At 51.0% G+C, this 22,717-nt stretch carries 21 protein-coding genes and 3 pseudogenes; 3 read left to right on the forward strand and 21 right to left on the reverse strand.

Annotation, left to right across the window (positions count from 1 at the left end; all coding sequences use genetic code 11):
* The 17 genes and pseudogenes from AC3B6F_RS12320 to AC3B6F_RS12400 form a co-directional block, all read right to left on the reverse strand.
* On the reverse strand, window positions 1–609 hold a 609-nt coding region (locus AC3B6F_RS12320), incomplete at its 3' end, for a LysE family translocator (RefSeq protein ID WP_489824587.1).
* Between the two features lie 27 nt (window positions 610–636).
* Window positions 637–2,217 (reverse strand): alkyl hydroperoxide reductase subunit F, encoded by a 1,581-nt coding sequence (gene ahpF / locus AC3B6F_RS12325; protein ID WP_489824588.1) that lies wholly within the window; start codon window positions 2,215–2,217, stop codon window positions 637–639.
* 100 nt (window positions 2,218–2,317) lie between these two features.
* Window positions 2,318–2,881, reverse strand: coding sequence for an alkyl hydroperoxide reductase subunit C (gene ahpC, locus AC3B6F_RS12330; RefSeq protein WP_007281520.1), 564 nt, complete (start codon window positions 2,879–2,881; stop codon window positions 2,318–2,320).
* Between the two features lie 167 nt (window positions 2,882–3,048).
* Window positions 3,049–4,167, reverse strand: coding sequence for an adenosine deaminase (add, locus tag AC3B6F_RS12335; protein WP_489824589.1), 1,119 nt, complete (start codon window positions 4,165–4,167; stop codon window positions 3,049–3,051).
* A 113-nt stretch (window positions 4,168–4,280) separates the two neighbouring features.
* Window positions 4,281–4,424 (reverse strand): annotated as a pseudogene (locus tag AC3B6F_RS12340) (SDR family oxidoreductase); the annotation flags it as partial.
* A gap of 250 nt (window positions 4,425–4,674) precedes the next feature.
* A complete protein-coding gene (locus AC3B6F_RS12345; protein WP_489824590.1) occupies window positions 4,675–5,001 on the reverse strand; it encodes a hypothetical protein in 327 nt (108 codons plus the stop codon).
* A complete protein-coding gene (locus AC3B6F_RS12350) occupies window positions 4,964–5,560 on the reverse strand; it encodes a sugar phosphate isomerase/epimerase family protein (protein ID WP_489824591.1) in 597 nt (198 codons plus the stop codon). Before AC3B6F_RS12350 ends, AC3B6F_RS12345 begins: the two co-directional genes overlap by 38 nt.
* Window positions 5,561–5,578: 18 nt before the next feature.
* Window positions 5,579–5,968 (reverse strand): heme-binding protein, encoded by a 390-nt coding sequence (locus tag AC3B6F_RS12355; RefSeq protein WP_489824698.1) that lies wholly within the window; start codon window positions 5,966–5,968, stop codon window positions 5,579–5,581.
* Between the two features lie 67 nt (window positions 5,969–6,035).
* Window positions 6,036–7,195 (reverse strand): annotated as a pseudogene (locus tag AC3B6F_RS12360) (IS5 family transposase).
* Window positions 7,196–7,589: 394 nt separating this feature from the next.
* Complete coding sequence (locus AC3B6F_RS12365) at window positions 7,590–8,576, reverse strand: hypothetical protein (RefSeq protein ID WP_489824592.1); 987 nt, start codon at window positions 8,574–8,576, stop codon at window positions 7,590–7,592.
* Between the two features lie 23 nt (window positions 8,577–8,599).
* Window positions 8,600–9,232, reverse strand: coding sequence for an asparaginase (locus AC3B6F_RS12370; RefSeq protein WP_489824593.1), 633 nt, complete (start codon window positions 9,230–9,232; stop codon window positions 8,600–8,602).
* Between the two features lie 71 nt (window positions 9,233–9,303).
* A complete protein-coding gene (locus AC3B6F_RS12375) occupies window positions 9,304–9,816 on the reverse strand; it encodes an asparaginase domain-containing protein (RefSeq protein WP_489824594.1) in 513 nt (170 codons plus the stop codon).
* A 120-nt stretch (window positions 9,817–9,936) separates the two neighbouring features.
* On the reverse strand, window positions 9,937–11,526 hold the full coding sequence (locus AC3B6F_RS12380) for a bifunctional aspartate transaminase/aspartate 4-decarboxylase (protein WP_489824595.1): 1,590 nt from the start codon (window positions 11,524–11,526) through the stop codon (window positions 9,937–9,939).
* A 23-nt stretch (window positions 11,527–11,549) separates the two neighbouring features.
* Complete coding sequence (locus AC3B6F_RS12385; RefSeq protein WP_489824596.1) at window positions 11,550–12,794, reverse strand: aspartate-alanine antiporter-like transporter; 1,245 nt, start codon at window positions 12,792–12,794, stop codon at window positions 11,550–11,552.
* A gap of 80 nt (window positions 12,795–12,874) precedes the next feature.
* Window positions 12,875–13,321, reverse strand: coding sequence for an aspartate-alanine antiporter-like transporter (locus tag AC3B6F_RS12390; protein ID WP_489824597.1), 447 nt, complete (start codon window positions 13,319–13,321; stop codon window positions 12,875–12,877).
* Between the two features lie 158 nt (window positions 13,322–13,479).
* Window positions 13,480–13,800, reverse strand: a complete 321-nt coding sequence (locus AC3B6F_RS12395) for a DMT family transporter (protein ID WP_489824598.1) — start codon at window positions 13,798–13,800, stop codon at window positions 13,480–13,482.
* Window positions 13,801–13,827: 27 nt separating this feature from the next.
* Window positions 13,828–14,445 (reverse strand): LysE/ArgO family amino acid transporter, encoded by a 618-nt coding sequence (locus AC3B6F_RS12400; RefSeq protein ID WP_489824599.1) that lies wholly within the window; start codon window positions 14,443–14,445, stop codon window positions 13,828–13,830.
* A 73-nt stretch (window positions 14,446–14,518) separates the two neighbouring features.
* On the opposite strand from AC3B6F_RS12400, the gene AC3B6F_RS12405 reads away from it, so the two are divergent.
* The 3 genes from AC3B6F_RS12405 (at window position 14,519) to AC3B6F_RS12415 (ending at window position 18,119) form a co-directional block, all read left to right on the forward strand.
* On the forward strand, window positions 14,519–15,439 hold the full coding sequence (locus AC3B6F_RS12405; RefSeq protein ID WP_489824600.1) for a LysR family transcriptional regulator ArgP: 921 nt from the start codon (window positions 14,519–14,521) through the stop codon (window positions 15,437–15,439).
* Between the two features lie 309 nt (window positions 15,440–15,748).
* On the forward strand, window positions 15,749–16,294 hold the full coding sequence (locus tag AC3B6F_RS12410) for a hypothetical protein (RefSeq protein ID WP_489824601.1): 546 nt from the start codon (window positions 15,749–15,751) through the stop codon (window positions 16,292–16,294).
* 421 nt (window positions 16,295–16,715) lie between these two features.
* Window positions 16,716–18,119, forward strand: coding sequence for an aminotransferase-like domain-containing protein (locus AC3B6F_RS12415; RefSeq protein ID WP_023943451.1), 1,404 nt, complete (start codon window positions 16,716–16,718; stop codon window positions 18,117–18,119).
* A 308-nt stretch (window positions 18,120–18,427) separates the two neighbouring features.
* Here the strand turns inward: AC3B6F_RS12415 and ppk2 are convergent, their stop codons facing one another.
* From ppk2 to AC3B6F_RS12435, 4 genes and pseudogenes are all read right to left on the reverse strand, one after another.
* Window positions 18,428–19,345, reverse strand: a complete 918-nt coding sequence (ppk2, locus tag AC3B6F_RS12420) for a polyphosphate kinase 2 (RefSeq protein ID WP_489824603.1) — start codon at window positions 19,343–19,345, stop codon at window positions 18,428–18,430.
* 120 nt (window positions 19,346–19,465) lie between these two features.
* Entirely contained in the window at window positions 19,466–20,890 is a 1,425-nt protein-coding gene (locus tag AC3B6F_RS12425; RefSeq protein ID WP_489824604.1) for a carbohydrate porin, read from the reverse strand.
* Window positions 20,891–20,943: 53 nt separating this feature from the next.
* Window positions 20,944–21,660: pseudogene (locus AC3B6F_RS12430) on the reverse strand (inorganic phosphate transporter); the annotation flags it as partial.
* A 278-nt stretch (window positions 21,661–21,938) separates the two neighbouring features.
* A complete protein-coding gene (locus AC3B6F_RS12435) occupies window positions 21,939–22,697 on the reverse strand; it encodes an IclR family transcriptional regulator (RefSeq protein ID WP_211568319.1) in 759 nt (252 codons plus the stop codon).
* Window positions 22,698–22,717 lie beyond the last annotated feature (20 nt).

The following is a 22,717-nucleotide window of genomic DNA, read 5'->3' on the forward strand; positions in this document are numbered from 1 at the left end:
CAGACGATCCATCCGCCGCACCACAACAGGGCTGGACAAAAACCGCCCCAACGGAATGGTCAGCGCGACAAGAAGACCGAGCCATGCAAAGGACAGTACGGCCTGAATAGCCGTGAGGAGCAGGGAAAACTCCTGAATATTCACATGCGGGGGAATGAACTGCGGCATAAATGTCATGTAAAACACGCCGACTTTCGGGTTGAGCAAATTGCTCAGCAGGCCACGACGGAACGCAACCCCGATTTCGGGCCGGTTCGTCGGCTGTTCGGCAGCCGCTTCTTCCTGCTCATGGGCAAGGGACGTGCGTGGATGGAGCAGCAACTTGAGACCCATCCATCCCAGATAGAGCGCGCCGGCCCATTTCACGGCCGTAAACGCCGTTTCAGACGCTGCAAGTAGAGCAGTCAGACCGAACGCCGCGCCCAGCCCCCAGACAGCGAGACCAAGACATATCCCCAGAACAGCCCCCAAACCGGCTTTCCAGCCGGATGTGGTAGCAGTTCGCAGTGTCATGGCCGTATCGAGACCTGGCGTAATGGTGAAAATCGCCGCCGTGGCGGCAAATGCTAGAAGGGGAAGCAGATAGGGATGCATAACCAGATCATACACCCGCTTCTTCCGCTCCCCAATCCCCGATCAGGCCAGCTCTACTTCCTTTTGAACAACTGGCATGCGGATCAGGTAATCAAAGGCCGAAAGAGATGCCTTTGCCCCCTCGCCCATCGCAATCACGATCTGCTTGTAGGGCACTGTCGTCGCATCACCGGCCGCGAAAATACCCGGTACAGATGTCGCACAATGATCGTTGATGACGATCTCACCATAAGGGCTGAGGTCCAGAGAACCCTTTAGCCAATCTGTGTTGGGTAGCAATCCGATCTGCACGAACACACCATCCGTCTTGATATGATGCAGTCCCCCATCCGCATCACTGTAGGTCAGGCCGGTGACTTCCTTGCCATCGCCTTCGATCTTCGTGGTGAGCGCACTCATCAGAACGGTGACGTTCGGCAGGCTCAGCAGCTTGTCCTGCAAAACCTTGTCCGCCTTCAGATGCGCCCCACGCTGAAGAAGCGTGACGTGAGACACAATGTTCGCCAAATCAATCGCAGCTTCCACGCCGCTATTACCGCCTCCAGTCACGACAACCGGACGCCCCTTGTAGAACGGACCATCGCAATGCGGGCAATAGGCCACGCCCTTCGTGCGATATTCTTCCTCCCCAGGGACGCCAAGCTGACGCCAGCGCGCGCCTGTAGCCAGAATAATCGTCTTGGACCGCAGGGTCGCTCCGCTTTCCAGAACAATCTCGTGCAAGCCGCCCGGCTGCGTTGTCGGAACCAGCTTGGCTGCCTTCTGAGACGCAATGATCTGCACATCATACTGCCGCACATGGGCTTCCAGCGCCCCGGCCAACTGCGGACCTTCCGTCTCCTTCACGGAAATGAAGTTCTCGATACCCGCCGTATCCATGACCTGACCACCAAAACGATCAGCCACAAGTCCCGTCCGCAGGCCTTTACGCGCGGCATAGATGGCAGCCGATGCACCAGCAGGACCAGCACCCAGCACAAGCACATCAAACGGTGCCACATCCTTCAGCTTTGCAGCCGCGCGCTCAACGGAAGAGGCATCCAGTTTGGCGAGAATATCCGCGACCTCCATACGGCCAGACGCGAATGGCTCCCCGTTCAGATAGACCTGCGGCACAGAACGAATACCAAGACGCTCCACTTCTTCCGGGAAGTCCGCGCCATCAATCGCCGTATGATGGATCTTCGGGTTCAGAACGCTCATGGCGTTCAGAGCCTGCACAACATCCGGGCAGTTCTGGCAGGACTGGGAGAAATACGTCTCGAAATGGAAGTCCCCATCCAGCGCCTTGATCTGTTCAACAAGATCGGCCTCGATCTTGGGCGGATGGCCGCTGACCTGAAGCAGGCCCAGAACCAGAGATGTAAACTCATGCCCCATGGGCAGGCCGGCAAACGTCACCTCCTCCACGGAACCGGCACGACGGATCACGAAGGAGGGGCGGCGCGATGCCGTTCCCGCATCGGAAAACGTCACTTTGTCTGACAAGCTGGCAATATCTTCCAGCAATCCGCGCACTTCAGCAGAGCGGTCGTCAGAGCCAAGCGTGGCTTCGAGCACGACGTCGCTCCGCAGGTACTCCATATAGGCGCGCATCTGGGTTTTCAGGTCGTCCTGAAGCATCGTTTTCTCCAGCGGTTTTGTAAGAAAAAATTCTTGTTAAATCCTGCCTCCCAAAGAGAGGCAGGAGGATGGTGAGGCTGTCATGCCTCACCGGGCAGGATCAGATCTTGCCGACGAGGTCGAGGGACGGCTTCAGCGTTGCGCTGCCTTCCTTCCACTTGGCCGGGCAAACTTCACCCGGGTGGCTTGCAACGTACTGCGCAGCCTCGATCTTGGCGAGCAGTTCTGTCGCGGAGCGGCCAACGCCACCAGCCGTGATCTCGATGTACTGAACCTTGCCTTCCGGATCGAGCAGGAACGTACCGCGGTCAGCCAGACCAGCTTCTTCGATCAGAACACCGAAGCTGCGGGAGATCGTGCCTGTCGGGTCGCCGAGCATCGTGTACTTGATCTTGCCGATTGCCGGGGACGTATCGTGCCAGGCCTTGTGCGTGAAGTGCTTGTCCGTGGAGACAGCGTAGAGTTCAACGCCCAGCTTGTCGAAAGCAGCCTGGTTGTCAGCGAGGTCTTCCAGCTCGGTCGGGCAGACAAACGTGAAATCAGCCGGGTAGAAGAAGAAAACGGACCACTTGCCGCGGACGTCTGCGTCCGTGACGGTCAGGAACTTGCCGTCGCGGAATGCGTCGGTCGAAAACGGTGCCAGCGGCGAATTGATGCGAACCATCAGAAGGTCTCCTGCTTTGTCGCTCGTGTTGTGTTGCGGAACCTATGTCCCACAGAATGAGAGGGACAGGAAACAGTTCCTGTCAATATGATTGATCGGTCAGACCGAATACAGATCAAACCCTCATCACAATTGCCTATCTCATATCAGAGCCGCTGGCCAGACCTTCAAGCCCATTGCCGCTGAAAAGCCTCAAGCTTTGCAAGGTAGGTTTTCCGTTGAGCCGAACCGATCCAGGACGCTTCAAAACTGTTGCGCGCCAACGTCAACAGATCCTGCTTGCTCAGGTTTGCATCCCCCTGCGCCACCACAAGGCTTTCTGCGACGTAGTTACCCTTCATGTAAGCCGGATCATCGGACGCTACCGTTACCTTCAGACCACAATCCAGCATCCCGCGGATGATGTTGATATTCTCGCCATTTTCCCGCAGCCACCCACACGCAACAGGACAGACCGTGAAAGCCGTTCCCCGGCGTTTGGCAATGGCGACAAGATCGGGGCGTTCCAGAATATTGCCGCCGTGATCGATCCGGTCTGCCTGAATGTCTTCCAGAACCTGGCGGATGTGCTCATGCGTATCGAGCTGATTCAGATCGCAGTGCATCGTCAGGTGGAAGCCTTCCTTCCTCGCCCGGGCAAAGACCTCCCGGAACTTGTCAGGCGGATTGTTCTTCTCATCTGAATCCAACCCAATCCCCACAATATGCTGGCGGTACGGAAGCGCAGTTTCCAGCGTCTTCATGGCGGATCCAGCACTCAGTTCCCGCTCGAAACAGAGCACAAGCTGAGAGTCGATTTTCAGGTTCTTTCGAGCATCTGCCTGCGCGCGGGTCAGGCCAGTCATGACCGTCGAAAAAGCAATGCCACGATCCGTATGCATCTGCGGGTCAAAGAACATCTCAGTGTACAGAACGTTCTGGGATGCTGCCTTCGTCAGATAGGCATAGGCCAGCTCATAGAAATCCTGCTCCTTGAGCAGAACACTTTTGCCTTCATAGAAAATTTTCAGAAAGCTCTGAAGATCGTGGAAGTTGTAGCTGTCCCGCATCTCTTCCACGGTCTTGTAAGGGAGCGTCACCCCGTTCCGGCGAGCGAACCGGAATTTCATTTCCGGTTCCAGCGTCCCTTCAAGATGCACATGCATTTCGGCTTTCGGCATGGCGTAAATGAACGCCGTCAGATCATCACTACCGGGAGACGGCATTGCAGCTGCTCGGGCGCCAAGTGCGAAAGTCCCCGCAAAAAGCGTTGTATTTGCCAGAAAGGCCCTGCGCCCGAACGTCATCCTGTTTTCCTTCTCATCCTGCCAGCACACTCAGCCTGACCATCTGACAGGATGTTGCGAAGCCGGTCTGATCACAAGACGAGAAAACAGGATGGTCCGGATGGATTTTGCGATCAGGCGGTCAGACCACCATCAACCGGCAGGGACGCACCGGTGATATAGGACGCAGCCGGACTGGCGAGAAACCCAACAAAATCAGCAATATCCGCTACTTTTCCGTAAGACTCCGTCGCCGTGAAGCTGCGGAAAGACTTCGCCATCAACGGATTATGATTATAATCGGTTCCACAACATTGGTAATCCTTAAGGTATCACGCGACGCCCTTCGCAAAATATCAGAGAGAAAGCGATTGCTCCGAAAAATTTTCTTGCGTTTCAAAAGAAGATATTCTGATCGAGCAACCGCTATGATTAATTCTTCCCCAAAAATAGGAGAGTAATTATTTTAAAATTCTGCAATCCCATTTAATTCATAAAAATAGGCATGGATCACCAAGTAAATATAAATTAGGGCATCCAGGACCAAAAATCAAAAGCCTTGGCGACAACAGCAATGATTTTTTTCATTGTTGATGGCCACGAGCCTTGAATTGCAATTTCAACGGCAGCGGCAGCCGCCTCGTTGCTTAGGATGGCAACATCATAGCCGTCTGCATAAACCATCATAGCCGGTCGATACCACGGGAACCACCGGTCACAAGAGCTGCGCGCTGACATATCCACTTCTCCCTCTCCTGGAAGATAATTTCTCTGCGCAAGCTGATCCCAGGCTTCTCCCTTGCGAGGCAACCGACCGTCACAGAAATGCACACCATAAATCAGGTTTTTGTCCATGCGAGCCACGTCTTCTGGCGTAGCACCGGTCGTACAGATGCCAAAAATCAATAACCATTCCAACATTAGGCTGGCCAACCCGCTCAATGACGGAGAGGCCCTGCTGGAGCGTTCGGAACTTGGTAAAAGCAACGACTTCAATCTGATAACGAACCCCGTATTTCTGGCCAATCAGGCTGATCTCATGGATATTCTGCGCCATGATATCCATGATTTCTGTATCGCTTTTATCGTCAATGCCGTTGAGGGCCAGAATTTGAACTGTAGGGCAATTCAGATCAGCGGCTACCCTCGTGAGGCGCAGGGCCTCTGCCAACATCTCGTCTTTTTGTTCGCCCTTGTGCCTTTCAATAGACAAAAGCGCATTCACGCACCCTGTTTCCAGACCAAAATCGCTTATTCGTTTTTTCAACTCATGAATATTGCCCTCATTATCGAGAAAACGAAGAATTTTACTACTGAGGATCTCAAGAGAGTCATACCCAGTATCTCTTGCGATTCTGACATCCGTCATGACATTGGAATAATGTGTCGAAACCCCGTGAAGACCGATTTTCATGGCTCTCTCCTAACGAAATTATGCAGTTTTAAGGTGCTGGTACTGAACAAGCCCCTGGAAGACCATGTCATGATCATCAATGGCGGGGAGACCACTGATAGTGACAGCACCAAAAACATTTCCATTCTCGAACGTCAGGGGGAATCCCCCTCCATGATCGCAGTATTTTCCCTGTTCTATGTGTGTCTGCTGGTCCATTGGAATTCCATGTTCCTTATAAAAAAGGCCCATATAAAGTGATGAATGTCCTGTTCGAAGAACTGTGTTCCTTTTCCGCTTAACCCACACAAGATTATCCTGCTGGGCGCCTGGAAGAAGACACAGAAAGACCGGCTTTCCATATGGAGGGATCGAAGAACCATCAATTGATGTGCTTGGCCCGTGATTTCTGGGTTTTGGCGATTTGATTGACGGTTCTTTGGGGCGTTTTCTGTTTGCGTTTTGAGCAGATCGAGTGCTGTTTCCCGCTGGATGACTACGCGCTCGCGCTCAATCGTTCGAGGAAGAGAAAGCGGCGCATGTTGTAGACAATATTGGCCAGTCCGATCCTCATGGTGGCCCGGGTGATACCGACAGTTCGGATGAACAGTCCCGTCTGCGATTTCTGATCGGCAAAGACATGCTGACACGTAGATCTCGAGGAAGAGATCACAGACCCGACGGCCAGTCCGCTGTATGCTCGACACGGATGACATCGTTGCAGGACCGCACATGCTCGACATTGGATCTCTGGATATGCCGGGGCATCGGTTTGAGATGCGGTTTTTTTCTGTGAACCTTCGAAACAAATCCCTGCTTTTCCATGAAGTCTTCATTGGCTTTGGAGCGATACGCCGTGTCTGCCCAGACGCTTGAGGCCGTATTGGTGTTATCCAACAGCCCTTCTCGCAATCGCGCACCATCACTGGCGGCGGCATCTGTCGTCTTCCATTTCCGGATGAACCGGAACTTCCTGTCGATGGAGACATGGGACTTGTAGCCAAAGAACGGAATGGCCAGATCCGTTGTGGGGATCGTCCCGTCATCCTGACGCTTCGCCTTCGTGAACTTCAGTGTCCATCGTGCATGACGATCCTTATGCGACAGCTTTGCCGGCTTGTCCTGCCAGTCTTCGGGGGTACGTCCTGCCCGGAGGTCGGCTTTCTCAGCGTTCGTATTGCGCTGCTTTGGAGCGGCTACCAATGTTGCATCCAGGATCTGGCCCGACATCGGCATCTTTCCGATCATGACAGCCCGCGTTCCGCAGGGTCGCGTCAAACCGGTCAAACATCGTTTCAATGGCCCCCGCCTGGGTCAGGCGTTCACGGAACAGCCAGACCGTTTTGGCATCAGGCACACGGTCCGACAGCCTCAGACCTAAAAAGCGCATGAAAGAGAGGCGGTCGTTGATCAGATATTCCGTCCGTTCATCAGACAAATTGTTCAGCGTCTGGATCACCAGGATCTTGAACATCAGTACCGGAAATCAAACGGCGGACGCCCGCCTTTACTGCCGTCTGAATAGGCCAAAGCCTGCTCCAGATCAGGGCGGAACACTTCAAAATCCACTGTCCGGGAGAACGCTTCGAGCTGATCGCCAAGCCCGCTCAAACGGGCAAGCCGCTCTTCAACATCAAAGAAACCAAGCTGTTTCATAGCGGCATTCCCTCAACCAAAACCAAAGAAAGGGAATCACATAGAAAGCATCAAAAACAGAGAGTTTTTCGAACCCTCCATCTCTGACCATCCAAAATGCTTCGGAGTTACAGCAGAAATGGCACAACATCTTTTCATCGACCCAGTTGAAGGCTCTTTCTGTCGTGTCACCGCATGATCTGTCTATCGTCAATGAACAAGCTATGATTGGTGCAGGACTGACTTTTTTTAATGACGATGAATTGAAAGTCATCAACACCTTTCCATGAGAGAGAAACGATTAGAAAACCATCGAGCTTACTTTACGAACTCTCATGAATCAGTCGATAATCCTGACAGTTATCTAAAGAACCTGCGCATCCTCAAATGAGGAAATCAAAATATCATTCCCGAATTAAAACATGGCATTAACAGCAAATTGCGGTGAAACCTGAATATTTTTGTTATGACCGGAAAAATAAAAAGCTGACCCAATGATCACTCCCCAGCGTCGACTCCAATTGTATTCGACTGCAGGAGCAATCTGCCAATCCGTTGCAGAAGTCCCTACCTTGTAAACGTAAGCTCCGTTATTATCATGTCCATGCAGCGTAGAACCATTGGACCAATCCCGTGCAAGATCCATGGCCAGAACCCATTTTTGATTTAGCCCATATTCCAATGAAAATCCCGTCTGCCCACTCATACCGGGCTTACCGTAGCCACGAAATCCTTCAGTAGTTCCGTAACTCGTCATATCAACAAGTTTGGCCGAAGTAACAGCGCGCCGAAACCAGTTCCAGACCCGGAGACGTATTTCGTGATTACCTGGCAGAGTATAAGTCGACTGCTCAGTCAACGCAAAACGGAAAACATACGCGCCGCTTCCAACGCCATCCTGAGCGTTGCCTAGTCTCGTATAATCGCCCGTAGGAAAAATCATGCCCACAATCAGATTAAAAGCAGGAATATAGTGTTCAGGATCGGGCCGAACGAGACGATAGAGTAAATCAACAGGAATATCCCCTGTTTTTGGGCCATGAGAATGCCCATCTTTATGCTTCCATCCGTAATCAACAATAGTATGGACCTGAATACTAAAATCCTGGGAAACACCATATTTCCAGAGCGTCGAATTGGAAAACATACGCTGTACTGGATGTGCGGCAGGTAATGTCCGACCATGTGGACCGAACCGCCCCAGAGGCTGGCTATAGGAAGAATAAGGCTCAACATTAAATACGCCTTCCCGCGTAGTCCCCGACGGAGAAACCAGCGAGCCTGTATACCATTGGCCTGCATATGCAGGTGAAGCAAAAAAGTCCGCAGCCAGAATAAGGAAGAAACATGTCAATATTACAGATAACGTGCTCCTCCCATGGGGCTTAATGCCGCCTATCATCCCTTGGTTTACCTTATTTTTATTTAAAGTCCCGAAGCAAATTCTCTCTGAACCTCAGCAGGTGTATTCTTACTATTAGACAAGACAAGCTGAAGAAGTATCCGCGCTTTTTGTGGGTTCAAATCCATTGACGCGACAAGTCCGTACCTGTCATCATCGACTTCCACATCACGGTTGACAAAGCCGCTTCCAACGCGAGTAGACCGCACAACAATAATGCCAGATTTTGTAGCCCGCTCTATTCCCGCCAAGGCTTCTGCAGAAATATTTCCATCCCCCATACCTGCAAGAACAATCCCTTTCGCACCAGCTCTGATAGCATCATCGATCTGTTGCGCATCCATACCTGCATACGCGTATATAATCTCCACGCGCGGCAGCTGATAATTTTCTGGAAGAGAAAAATATTTATGGACTTTCGGTGGACTTACAAAACGCACACTGGCCGGATCGACATAACCAACGAGGCCAAGATTAGGTGAATGGAATGTTTGAAGAGCAGTTGTATGCGTTTTGCTTACACCGCGGGCTGAATGTACTTCATCGTTAAACACCACCAAAACACCTCGTCCCTGAGTACCAGGATCGGCTGCCACTTTTACGGCTTCATAAATATTGGCCGGACCATCCGCACTGATTGCAGTACTCGGTCGCATTGCCCCTGTTAAAACAACCGTTAAACACCACCAAAACACCTCGTCCCGAGTACCAGGATCGGCTGCCACTTTTACGTAAATATGGCCGGACCATCCGCACTGATTGCAGACAGGCGCATTGCCCCTGTTAAAACAACCGGGTGCGCGTCCCCGATCACGTTATCCAGAAAAAAAGCTGTTTCTTCCATTGTGTCTGTCCCGTGGGTGATCACAACAGCATCTGCTTCATTGTTGTCAAAAGCCTTCCGGATACGCTCGGTCAATATGAACCAGATCCGACTATTGATATTTTGCGAAGCAATATTCGAAACCTGCTCCACCTTTAATTGTGCGAGTTTTTCAACGCCTGGAACGCTGTCGATTAATTGCTCACCAGTTGCCGCGCCAGCATCATAGCCGATAGCAGAACGCGCATCCGCTTTACCGGATATTGTGCCGCCTGTGGCTAAAATGAGCACACGAGGCAATGCATCCTTATGGAGAGAGGAAGATGCATCGTGCCCTTCAGCGTGAGAAACAACAGGCGCCACAAAAAATACTCCCCCAATTACCGCACAAACAAACAGGGCACGCGCGAAAATCATAGACATAAACACCTTTTTGATATTTCGATCTAGACGGATTGTCGTGCTTCTGCATGCCATAACACCAAAACCTGCACTCCCGAAAAAGAAGATATACCCCTTTTCGGGTTCAGTCAGAATTCAGCCTTGAGACTTCAGAAATTCAGAATGATATTCATCGAGCATCATGCGCAATGAACGACCAATTGCCGCATACTGAAACTCATTGAGATTGGCGAGAGACGCGCGCGCGGATGGTCGAGTAGTTCCAAAGCCGGCCCCAGGAAGCAATACAATACCGGTCTCATCTGCAATACGGAACAGGACTTCCCCGGTACTGGCGCGCTTGAGCATCCAGTGTGTAAAGTCTTCACCATAAAGCGCGCGACTTGTGTCTTCCAAATCAATCAATGTGTAATAATCTACGGCATTCGCGTCTTCCGAAGGAGCAACACCCAATTCATGGTAAAGAGCAGCTTCACGGCGACGGATAAGGCTTTTGAGTGTCGCTTTGTAACGCCCCTCATGATCCATCAGGGCAAAGAGAGAAAAGAACACCATCTGCACCTGCTGTGGCGTAGACAGTCCAGCAGTATGATTCAGTGCCACAGCACGACTGTCCGCAACCAGCCTGTCAATAAACTTAAGATCCGCAGTATCTGTTGTCAGACTGGAATAACGCGTTGTCAGAGCTTCTTTTGCATCAACCGGTAAATTCCTGAGTTGTGCATCGATTGCGTTATCCTTGTGCATGCCAATGACGCCGAGACGCCATCCTGTTGCCCCAAAGTACTTTGAGAAGGAATAAACAAGGATCGTATTACGGGGACAAACAGCATAAAGGGAACGGAAACCGTCCGCAAATGTACCATAAACGTCGTCCGTAAGAATCATCAGGTCCGGACGTTCCTGTACGATAGAAGCAATTTTTTCCAGCGATGCATCGTTCATTTTAACTGAAGGCGGATTACTGGGATTTACACAGAAAAATATTTTTACTTCCGGATCACGCAGCTTTTCCAGCTCGCTATCTGGATACTGCCAATCCAGAGCTGGATCCGCCTGTATTGAAACGACCTCTAGGCCGTATTCTTCAAGCTGTGGAATTTCAATATAAGGAGAGAAGATCGGCATACCGATCGCCACCTTGTCTCCTTTTTTGATCAGCCTGTTCTGCTTGAATGAATTGAACACGTAAGCCATGGCTGCCGTGCCACCTTCGGTCGCAAAAAAGTCTGTGGAATCCAGAGCAACCCTACCTCCGACCATTTCACGCAGCACATATTGACCGACGATTTTTTCACTCAACGCAAGCATACGTGGTGGTGTTGGATAATAGCAGCCGAGAATACCTTCAACCATTTCAACAAGAAATTTATCGGCAGGAAGCCCCATCTGATCCCGGACATAACTCACCGCCTGTCCCAGAAACCGAGCTTCCTTTTGGCTTTGATTGCTGGCAACAAAATGATCAAATCGACCTTCAATGCCCTCAATCCGCACCGTACCACCGAGATCAGGTGAGAGATAGGAGAGAGACAGACGCGCTTCCGACAAGGCATACTGTCCCAGCAGAAAAAATGCTGCGCGCGGAAGCGTTGCCAGAAAGTTGGGATTACCGCGCCCAGCGTTCAACATCACCCGATCTGCCTTGGATGAGGCAAGTTCGATAAGCGTATCCTTGAGTTCAAAAGGACTGAGATTGCGGAATTTGGAATAATCGAAAGACATGATTGACTATCCTTTTTGAAAGCTCAGGAAAATGCGACCACAAGGGGGCCAAGAAGGGTAAGAAGAACATTTGCAACTGCGTATGTAATGGCGAACGGTGTCGTAGGAACGGCATTTCCTGCCTTGTTCAAAACCTCGCCAAAGGCCGGATTAGCACTCCGTGATCCAGCCAGCGCACCCGCGAAGATCGCCGTATTGTCATAACGCAGCACATAACGGCCAAAGAGCATTGTGAGAATAAGCGGCACCAGCGTCACAACTACCCCCAGAAGAAAGAGCGTAATGCCGTGCTGCATGATTGTGGCAATGGCTTGCTGACCTGTTTGCAAGCCCGTTACAGCCACAAAACCAGCCAAACCAAAGTCAACCAGAAATGTTGAAGCACCTTGGGGCATATTGCCCGTAACAGGATGGCGACTTTGATACCAGCCAAACAGCAGCCCGGAGAGCAGGGCACCACCTCCGCTACCGAGTGTAAGTGGAATTGACCCCAGATGCACCACACCCAGACCGATCAACAACCCGACTGCGACACCCAGAGCATGGAAAACCAGGTCGGTTTTGAAGCTGGGAAGGAGAGCAGTACCGATCTGGGCCACAGCTCGATCCACATCCGTGGACGTTCCCAGTAACGTCACAACGTCTCCTGCCATAGCCTTCATGGAACCTGCGACAGGAACAGTTTTGCCCGCACGGGAAAGAGCAACAAGATAAACCCCATGCCGCACAGCAGTCGAAAGGGACTGCACGCATTGTGAAACTGTTTGTCCCACAAAATCTTTACGAGACAGAACAACATCCCGACGAATAAGAGACAGTTCCAGATCAGGCGATGTGCCAATTTCTTGGCCAATTTTCTGCCCCGCTATCAACACCTTTGGACGCTGACCAACCAGCAGAATCTGGTCTCCTGAGACCAGCTCCAAGGAAGGCTCTATCGCAATCAACTTTCCCTCACGAAGCATTTTTTCGACCGTGATGCCTGCTGCCATTCCTTCAAGGCGTTCAATGGTCAGATCGGGCTGTGTCACGCGGTAGGCACGTCCAACCAAACGAGGGAAAGCAGGAACCTCCCCCTCTCCCATGACGTGCACTCCTCCAGCCTGCTCCGCCTCAGCACGAATAGCATCTTCGCGGATGCTACGTTTCATAAGCCATGGCAAAACATTGATGCACAGAAGGATGGGGCCAATAGAGCCAAAAATGTAAGTTACCGCATATCCGACCGCGACATTCCCCTGAAGCTGCTGTACCTGCGCAAGAGGCAAACCAATTTTTTCCAGTGATGATCCAGCGGTCCCAATAATAGCCGATTGGGTGAGACCGCCTGCAGCCAGCAAAATGTAAGTTACCGCGCTGCACAGCGAAGCTGCTGTACCTGCGCAAGAGGCAAACCAATTTTTTCTCGGTGATGCAGCCCCGCTGCAAGCCCTTTATCAAGATGGAAAACACGCGCGACAGCAACGACTGTGATTAATCCTGTAACCGCCAGAACCACAGCCATCAAAATTTCTTTTAGGGACTGCCGCCCTAAAGAACGAAAAAACTGGGGACCGCTTTGGTAACCAACGGCGTAAATGAAGAGAGCAAACAGAACGGCCTTAATACCAGAGTCAATATGTATACCAATCTGGCTGATAAGGACGGCAGCGAGAAGCGAGCCAGCTACACCACCAAGCTGGAATGAACCGAAACGAAAACGCCCTATCCAGCACCCAAGGACAAGAGCAAGAAACAGGGCAATTTCCGGGCACACACTAAAAAAATTAGACAGAAAAGTAGTAAGCGCTTGCACGATTTGATTTCCCGGAATTTATTTCTCTAAAAATATATTCCCAAAACAATCATGTAAATGATTCATGTCAAACAATTACTATTAATTTTAAATTACATTCCGATATTGAAATAATAATTGATTAAAATATTTCTATTATCTAAACTTATGATAAAATATTATTCGTGACTAGAAACCCTCATTAGAATGAGGCCACAAACTATAAAAGTCGCAGCTATAGCCCTGGCCAAAGTAAACGCTTCTCCCAAGAAGATTACTCCAACCAGAAATGCCCCAATCGCTCCTATTCCCGTCCAAACAGTATAAGCCGTTCCCATAGGCAAAGATTTCATGGCCAGAGAAAGAAGGCCGAAGCTGATCAACATCCCTAAAAACGTAATTATAGAAGGATATAACTTCGAAAATCCTTCTGACTGCTTCATGGCCGAGGCCCAGATTACCTCAAAGACACCAGCAACAATAAGAGCGACCCAGTTCATCAAAGTCTTCCAGTAGTGTCAAAAACTTCAGAAGGTTTGTCGCAACAGCAGTGCAGCAAGGAGAAGCATCACACATCCGATAACAATATCCAGAATTTTCCAAGATCGGGGCGTTGCAAAAATTGGCTGCAAAAAGCGCGCGCCATATCCCAGCGCCCCAAACCATGAAAAACTGGCCGATGCAGCCCCCGCGGCAAAAAAGGGTCTAAGATGGAGCGGTCGCGCTGTTGATGCTGTACCCATCAAAAGAACCGTATCTAGATAGACGTGCGGATTGAGCCAGGTAAATGCAGCCACTGAAGCCAAGGCCTTCGGTAAAGAGACAGAAGCGGCTTCGGTAACTGTCATACTCTCAGACTGCGCGGCTTGCCGCAGCGTTCTCACGCCATACCAAAACAGAAACCCTGCCCCAGCAATCGTAAATCCTTTTGCAACCTGTGGGAGCGCACTCAGTAACGCCCCCATCCCACTCACCCCTGCGATAATAAGGATCGCGTCGGAAAAGCCGCAGAACAAGACAATTGCACCGACATGCTCCCTCTTCAAACCCTGCCGAAGAACGAACAGATTTTGAGCCCCGATCGCCACAATCAGTGAAGCGGAGAGCGCAAATCCGGATAAAAAACTGATAATGAAAGGCATCATCCAGTCTTCTTACGTAGTTCAGTCAATGAAGGAAAACTTGTTTTTCTTATCACACTAAAGCAATCCTTAATTGATGTTGGATTATAACGCTCTTACAGCCGTCAGCGCTGTTGTCCGGGAAGGCTCCTTTGACGGCGCCGCCAGGAAATTGAACATTACGGCTTCTGCTGTCTCTCAACGTGTCAGAGGATACGAAGACAGACTGGGTGCGCTTCTGATTGTTCGCGGGCAACCCTGCAGACCCACGGACCTGGGGCAGGCTCTGGTGACACATCTTGATAAAGTTCATCTGCTCGAAGCCGAGATCCCTCACCTTTCTCATGCCTCCGGCCTCTTGTCTCAGCCAAATGTGACTCTGAGAATAGCCGTGAACGCCGACAGTCTTGCAACATGGTTTCCAGATGCCATCGCGCGCTTTGCCACAGAAGCAGCCATTTACTTGGATCTTCTCGTTGAGGACGAAACCTGTACAGCCGATCGTCTCCGTTCAGGCGAGGTTACAGCTGCGATTACCGCCCAGACAGAGCCGGTCCCAGGATGCAGGTCCGTCCGGTTAGGAGCAATGCAGTATATTGCCTGCGCTACTCCTGATTTTATAGCAAAATACTTCAGTTCCGGAGCGAGCGCGACTGAGTTTCAAAATGCTCCCTGTATATGCTTTGACAGAAACGATGAGCTGGAAGCACGATGGTTGTATGCCTTACACAAGACACAGCTACCTCGAAAAACCCACTATATTCCCTCTACGCAAGGCTTCCTTGATTTTACACTCAAGAGTGTTGGATGGGGGTTACAGCCGCTCGCCCTCGTAGAAAAGTATTTATCTCAAGGCGATCTGATCGAAATCGTTCCCGGTCGTCGTCTTTCTGTCGATCTCTACTGGGTTACACCAAGAGTAAAAAGTCAATTATTACAAGACCTTACTTTTCACTTAAAAAATGAGTGCGCTCAACACGCGTGGCTAGACCAGAGTACAGGGAATTGCACGGCCTGATTGCTTTAACCTAGATAAATTTTCTATTTTTGATATATATATTTGTGAGATCTTACCCTGACGGATCTTCATAAGGCCAACAAAGCAATTATAATATTACTTATATTTTATATAAAAAATTTAGCAATTTCAATATCTTACATAAATTAGCGAAAATTCTTTGATAAAAATCTTACAATTGTATGGCTTTATGGGGGACAATCTTGAGGATTGAACCTTTTTATAAAGCAATATCCTATCTTTGTATGGGTCAATAAATTTGAATATGCCATCAAATGAGAAGACAATGCCGTATGAAGTGAGTTTCCTGTGATCTCGGCGACCTCAGATCTCCGTTTAAAGATCCACCTTAAGAAGAGTACTGACATGACGCGAGATGAAATAAAACCAGAAGAAATCTACATCAACACGAACGAAGAAGCAGAGAGTATCCTGAAAAACCGGCTCATCGGAATGGTTTTTGGCCTCTTCTTCGCTCACGTTTATGTCGCTCTGGCTCTGTATTATACATCAATTGACGATAAGGGGCATTTTCATACCAGTTGGCTTGCTCTTTTCGGAACTTTTATCTGCTCTATGATTTTCTGCTATCATATTGGCATTTCGAAAGTAATTTCCGAGAAGAATAACGGCCTCTACGGTCGCTATCTGGCTCCTCTGATTTCTCCTTCATTGTGGGGGTTCGTTCTGATCGTCATTGCCGCCCTCTCCATTTTCCAATGGCAGCCCTGGTTCGTACGGTACAGTGCATGGGCATGGCCTCTGACTTTCGCTTCTATCTTGATCGGTTATTTTATTGGACCTGCGTTAGACAAAATGTTTGTGGCTCTTGGGAAACTCTCTAGAAGAGCATGACAGAGCTGGACGAAGACTGTCCGGCACTTTTCTCAAGCCTTACCAAAAGAGAATATGGGATCAAGCCAACACAGCATCCTTTCAAATTGCTGCTGTTTCTGGCTTCCCTATTCTCTGGCAGATACCCGCGATATCATAGTTATTGATGTGTGTTCAGACTTTGAGAGGAGAATAATATCAGCGTGCATCTAATCTCCCGCTCAAATATTCATGTAAATCTAAACCGGCCAGAGTTTATGCAAAATATTTTCGAGCGCAAGATTACCACAATATTTTATGCAGGTCCGACAAGCGAAGTCTTCACGAAATCTACCGCCAAGAACTTAAAATCTGCAATCGCCATGGGCAGGCTCATTCAGTACAGCCGAGCTGTTCTTCGCAATCAAAACTGCTTTTACGATCTTTTTCCGGAGAAAATATGATGGAAGAGCATGAACTTTTGCGAAGTTGGCAGGAACTTGTAAAACAGAATACAGGGCCACTTTATAAAGGTATTGTCCAGGCTCTGGCCTTATCAGTCCAACAGGGCGTGTTGCGCGAGGGTGATCGTCTTCCTACCCAGAGACTGATAGCATCCTCCCTCGGAACCAATCTCACGACCGTGACCCGCGCTTTTCGGGAGGCCCATCAGATCGGGTTGATCGATGCGACTGTCGGTCGCGGTACATTTGTCCGGATTGGAGCAACTACCGGCCAATGGCAAACGTCAAGAGCCAGTATCGTCGATATGACGATGAATTTGCCTCCTGTGCCCAGCCTGCCTTCCCTGACGACATTAATACAGACTGACTTCCAAAGCCTGCTCAAAAGTCAGAGCATCAACAGTCTCATGTCCTACCGCGTCACTGGTGGGACACATGACGAACGTTATCAGGGTGCGAAATGGATTGAGCCGCTCATAGGCTCCAGACGACCTGACGACATTGTGGTTACACCAGGAGCGCAGACCGCGCTGGCGGCTACGATCAGTATTTTAACGTCACCAGGCGACATTATTCTCACTGAAAAAATGACGTATCCTGGGCTAAGAACTGTCGCGAACCAGCTTGGTATTCTTCTTGTAGGAGTCGAAGGAGACGAAAATGGTTTTCTTCCATCTGCTCTTGAAGACGCATGCCAGACATATCGTCCCAAAGCGATATATTGCACGCCTACACTCCAAAATCCGACAACAGTAACCTTGCCGCTGTCCCGCCGTCAGTCTCTTATGAGAATTGCACATAACGCGGGTATTTATGTCATTGAAGACGACCCCTATAGCCTGCTTCTCGACAACCCCATTCCCGCTTTATCTTCACTTGAACGCAAGCGGGTTATCTATATTGCCACTCTTGCAAAAGTTCTCAGCCCAGGGCTGAGAACAGCCTACGTTGCACTTCCCAATGCAGAAATTCACCAACGTTTTGTTGCAGCAGTCCGGGCCTTTTCCTTGACCAACGCAGGCCTGCTCAGCGCCCTCACTCTTAAATGGATGCAGTCCGGGCAAGCAGCAAAGATCCTTGCAGCCATTAAACATGAGTTACGTCTGCGCCAATCCATTGCCCGAACCATCCTGGGGGATCGTCCAGGAATGGATCCAAACGGTCCGCATATCTGGCTACATCTTCCTCCATGGTGGAACAGTTCTGACTTTGTCGCCTACGCGCATCACAGAGGTCTGGCACTCGTCCCAAGTAGTGTCTTTGCCGTAAGCGGTCCTTCTCCAGCAAATGTTCGGCTTTCCTTGGGAAGTATTTCCAATATCAGCGATCTCGAGAAAGCAATGAAAGACATCGTGACTCTCCTTCACTACAAAAGAGGAGAGAGCTTTGTCCCAGTCGTATGACACTCTGACAAAAGCATTTGGCCTCAGTATGTAAAGTCAGGCCTAATCCACAGAAGAATGAAACCGGGCTGATCTGAAGAAGGACATCCGCCCTTCAGCGGCAGTCTTCTGCAGATCAGCCCGAAACACCTCGAAAATTCGAAAGTCTCGAATAACCCAGCTCAGGCGAGCCAGAAGCGCTTCAACATAAAAAGAAGTCCGGCAGCTTCAATCCGGCTTCCGTCACGACAGAAAATAGGGGCACAGACCCCGTTGCGACTGACATGACGGAGACTTTTTGGATAACAAACCCGGAGCAGACAGCCGCCTCAGAAATACTCGGGTACAATCATGAATTCTGGTGTTGGCTGGCGTTCATAGTCAGGGTGGTGAACACGCGGCGGCAAAATCACCTCGGGGCGGGGTACGGGTTCATAGGGAATCATGGAAAGAAGGTGCGTTATGCAATTCAGTCGCGCGCGCTTCTTGTCCACCCCTTGCACGACCCACCAGGGCGCTTCCGGAATGCTCGACCGCTCCAGCATCGTTTCCTTGGCCCGCGTGTAGTCCTCCCAGCGGCGGCGGCTTTCAAGGTCCATCGGGCTGAGTTTCCACTGCTTCATCGGGTCTTCTATCCGCGCACGAAACCGGGCTTCCTGCTCGTCATCGGTGATGGAAAACCAGAATTTTACAACCTGAATACCGCTCCGGACAAGCATGCGCTCGAATTCAGGAACCGAACGATAGAATTCTTCGTATTCTTCATCTGTGCAGAAGCCCATAACCCGCTCGACACCTGCGCGGTTGTACCAACTCCGGTCAAACAGGACCATTTCTCCTGCCGCGGGCAGATGAGAGACGTAGCGTTGAAAATACCATTGCGTCTTCTCACGATTATTCGGCGCAGGCAGTGCGGCCACACGGCAGATACGTGGATTAAGGCGCTGGGTAATGCGTTTGATGGCTCCGCCCTTACCTGCGGCATCGCGCCCCTCGAAAAGCACGACAAGACGATGACCAGTCGCCTGCACCCAGTCCTGCACCTTAATCAATTCGCCTTGCAATCGGATGAGTTCGCGGAAGTAGACACGGCGAAAAGCGCGATCTGTCGCGTCAATCGGGCCGCCGACAGCTTCTTCTTCAAGCGAAAGTTCGAATTCCTCGTCAAGATCGTCAATGATCTCCTGGCGCATCTGTATCCGCGCCAGCTCTTCCGCTGAAAACCCGTCCGTAATGGCGTCGTTCATCGCTCTCTCTTCCATTTCCCTATGAGGCGCAGCACGCCCCTACCTGACATAGCCAATGCTGGCTCATGGCGGCTTGAAATTTAGATGACATCACAACAGACTCTCCCTTCCGGGAGCGCATCAGAGCGTGGTCGTCATGTTCAGGCCCAGCACAAAGCCATCACGGACCGGTCGGCCAGTTTCTGAACTTAATGAAGTACCGCCAACATTCCGGAAATACTGGAAATCAGGCTGGAGAATGAGCCATGGTGTCATGGCGGCCTGGTACGTTATTTCGACATGATGTTCCTGCCGGAGTTGCCCCGTCGTGCTGGTGCCGAAGCGAATGGCATCACGGGCATGCGCCTCGGCAGAAGTCGTGTAGAAGCTGGTCCCCCAGGCCACGCCGATTGTATCGTCACGATGACCGCGGATCATGCCGTCGAACGTTACACCGGCCTGAACTTCATGTGCAAAGATATTGCGAACAGTATCGCTCGTTGTAGCACGCATGAATATGTTGATTGTCTTGCGTGCATCACGACTGTCCCGCCAGATCATCTGATCAACCACGGCATAGGCCAACCAATTCCCCCGATGATAAAGCGGCGTGCCTGAACTCTCCGGGCTGGCAAGCGGGACTCTGTGGCTACCATACCGTTGATCGGGGAAATGGCCCGTATCATAGAGGCCACCAATCTTCCACGTCCCCGGCAGGCCAGCTTCCTTTCCGCTCGCCCGGCGCGGAGCCATGTTCATCTGGTATTGTGCCTCTCCCATGAACAGGGCGCCTCCCGCCGTTGAAAACGATGTACCTGACGGATCCCGCTGCGTCGCTGCGATATTGCTATAGAACGGACCGTGCGTCGGGTTGTCGTTGGTGACGGCTCCCATCAACACAAACGGTGAAGCCGGACTCCATTTCACGCGTCCACCAACCGCTGAAAAAGGCCAGGACGGACCGCCGGAATATAAATTGCTCGACGTCGAGAGCGGCCAGCCGAAACTGGCGTTAAGGAAGAAGGACGCACTCGAACTGACAAGAAATTCGGTATCCAGATCTATGGAGCCAACGCGCAGGTCAAGACTGTTGGACAAAAAGCCCTGCCCGTACCATATCTCGAAAAGTCGCGTTGAACGGCCGACATCGTAACCACTGACGCTATTCAGCGCCTGAAGCCGCTCTCCGGTAAACGAGCGCCCCCGGATCTGGAGGGCGCTGACGTTCAGCAGTCCGTTCTGCCACCCAAAGAGTGGATCTGTCTCGATCTGGAGCGTAACCGCCGTAATGCCATCATAGGTCGGGCCGTGGTGAAGTCCTCCGGCGGCAAGGCCCCAGAGTTCCTCGACGTCCTGAATGTTCAGATGAACACCATAATGTCGCAGCCATGGACGGACACCGTATGCGTCTCCGAGCAGTTCCGCATTCGGGTCTTCAAGGGGCGGTTCGAAAGCTGGTGCTGGTGCCGGAAGCGGCACACCAGAGGGCAAGACATCAGTGACGAGCGGGCGCGTCTCTGACCAAGCCGCCTGCATCTGAAGGATGCAGAAAAACAGCAAGGTCACAATACCTGCTACCCTTCGTGCAGCACCAGATATCGGGCGTTGAAGCGAACTGCTCAGAAGATGTGTCGCAGGAAAAAGAACAGCACACCGCTGATCAGCATTGCAGTTGGCAACGTCACCACCCACTCCATGGCCATGGTCCGGAGCATGCGCCATTGCAGACCCGAACCCGCAGCCGTCATCGTCCCGGCCACTTCGCTCGACAGAATGTGCGTGGTGGAGACCGGCATTCCGAAGCCTTCCGCCAGACCGATTGTCCCCATGGCGACAATCTCGGCCGATGCGCCCTGTGCGTAGTTGAGGTGTGTCTTGCCGATCTTCTCTCCAACCGTCACTACAATGCGTTTCCATCCGACCATCGTGCCTATCCCTAGCACGGCGGCAACTGCAATCTTCACCCAGGTCGGAATAAAACGCGTTCCCGCGTTAAGTTGCCCCATAAACCGCTTGAGGTGACCGGCCTCAACACCACTGAAATCGGAAGACTGGTTCAGTGTACGGATCGAATCCGAAACAAGATACATATCCGTACGAACGTTTAGGACCTGCGCGGCAGGAATGGCATTGAGGGATTGGTAGCCCTCAACCGCCCCCGTGATGTCCTGTGAAAACACGGCCAACGCGCTATAAACCCGAGGATCCGAAAGGACTGGCATGGCCGTTTCGGGCATTACACGATTGAGCGCATAGGCAGTGGGCGCTGCACCGATCAGAATAAGCATGATGAGCCCCATTCCTTTCTGGCCATCATTCCCACCATGAAAAAGAGCATTTTGACAGCAGGCTTCTGCCCGTCACTCGTACGAGGACGCGCAAAGCGCGTACGCAATACCGCTATGTCGGACAAGGCGTCCTCCTTTTCACAAAGGCCTCTCAATGACCTTTCGATCCATGAGAATTTTTCATGGGAACGTTAGCGTTTGAAAGTTAAGTTATTATGACCTTAAGGAAGCAAATCATCGCGTCTGCATCACGCTCCCAGAAAGCACGTGCAAGACAGACGATCATTGATAGGACAAATAAACAGTCAAAACCCAAGACTAAGCACCTAAGAAGGACGATTTTTTTTCTCTTCATTGAAGAGTTTCTCTATCTTGTTTTTGCATCGTGTCAGGGCGTCCCGGAACACGGGAAGATTTTCTTCAAAGCGGAAAAAGGGAACTGTAATTGAGATTGCGTAAGGCTTGTGTCCTGGAAGATGGACAGGAGAGGCGATACAGCACACGCCGTCGCTGTGCTCTTCGAAGTCATAAGCAAAGCCCGTCATCCTAACAGTTGCGATTTCAGCAAGAATATCTGGAATATGTGTTTTCGTGTGAGCCGTCATTTTAATTGGCCTCGTACCAATAAGAGACCGTATTTCAGGCTTTGACATCACCGACAGCATGGCCTTGCCATTTGACATCGCATGCAAGGGCATAGAGCGGCCCGTTTTCGGGACAACGCGAATTTCCTGATCAGAGTGGATTTTCTCTACAAATGCGACTTCCTTTCCATAAATTGTACTCAGGTCAACAGTCTCGTGTGTTTCCTGAAACAGGGTTTCAAGAGCCGCTCTGAATTTGGTTAACAGACTAGATTGCGCTGCTTCCGCAAGCCGCATGATTCCCCATGAGAGAGCCACTCCGTCATTGGTGACTTCCACCAGTTCCTCCACGGCCAGCGCGTTAACCAATCGCTGAACGGTGGACCGGGGCAAGCCGGTTGCTTTAGCGATGTGCCCCAGGCTGACATGCGTGCTTGATAAAACCCTCAGGATTGCTGCCGCCCGGCTCACCCCCTGCATACTGTTTTCATCGCTCTTCAATGCATGCTCTCCATACTGTG

Source organism: Gluconobacter sp. ESL1110, from assembly GCF_058107395.1.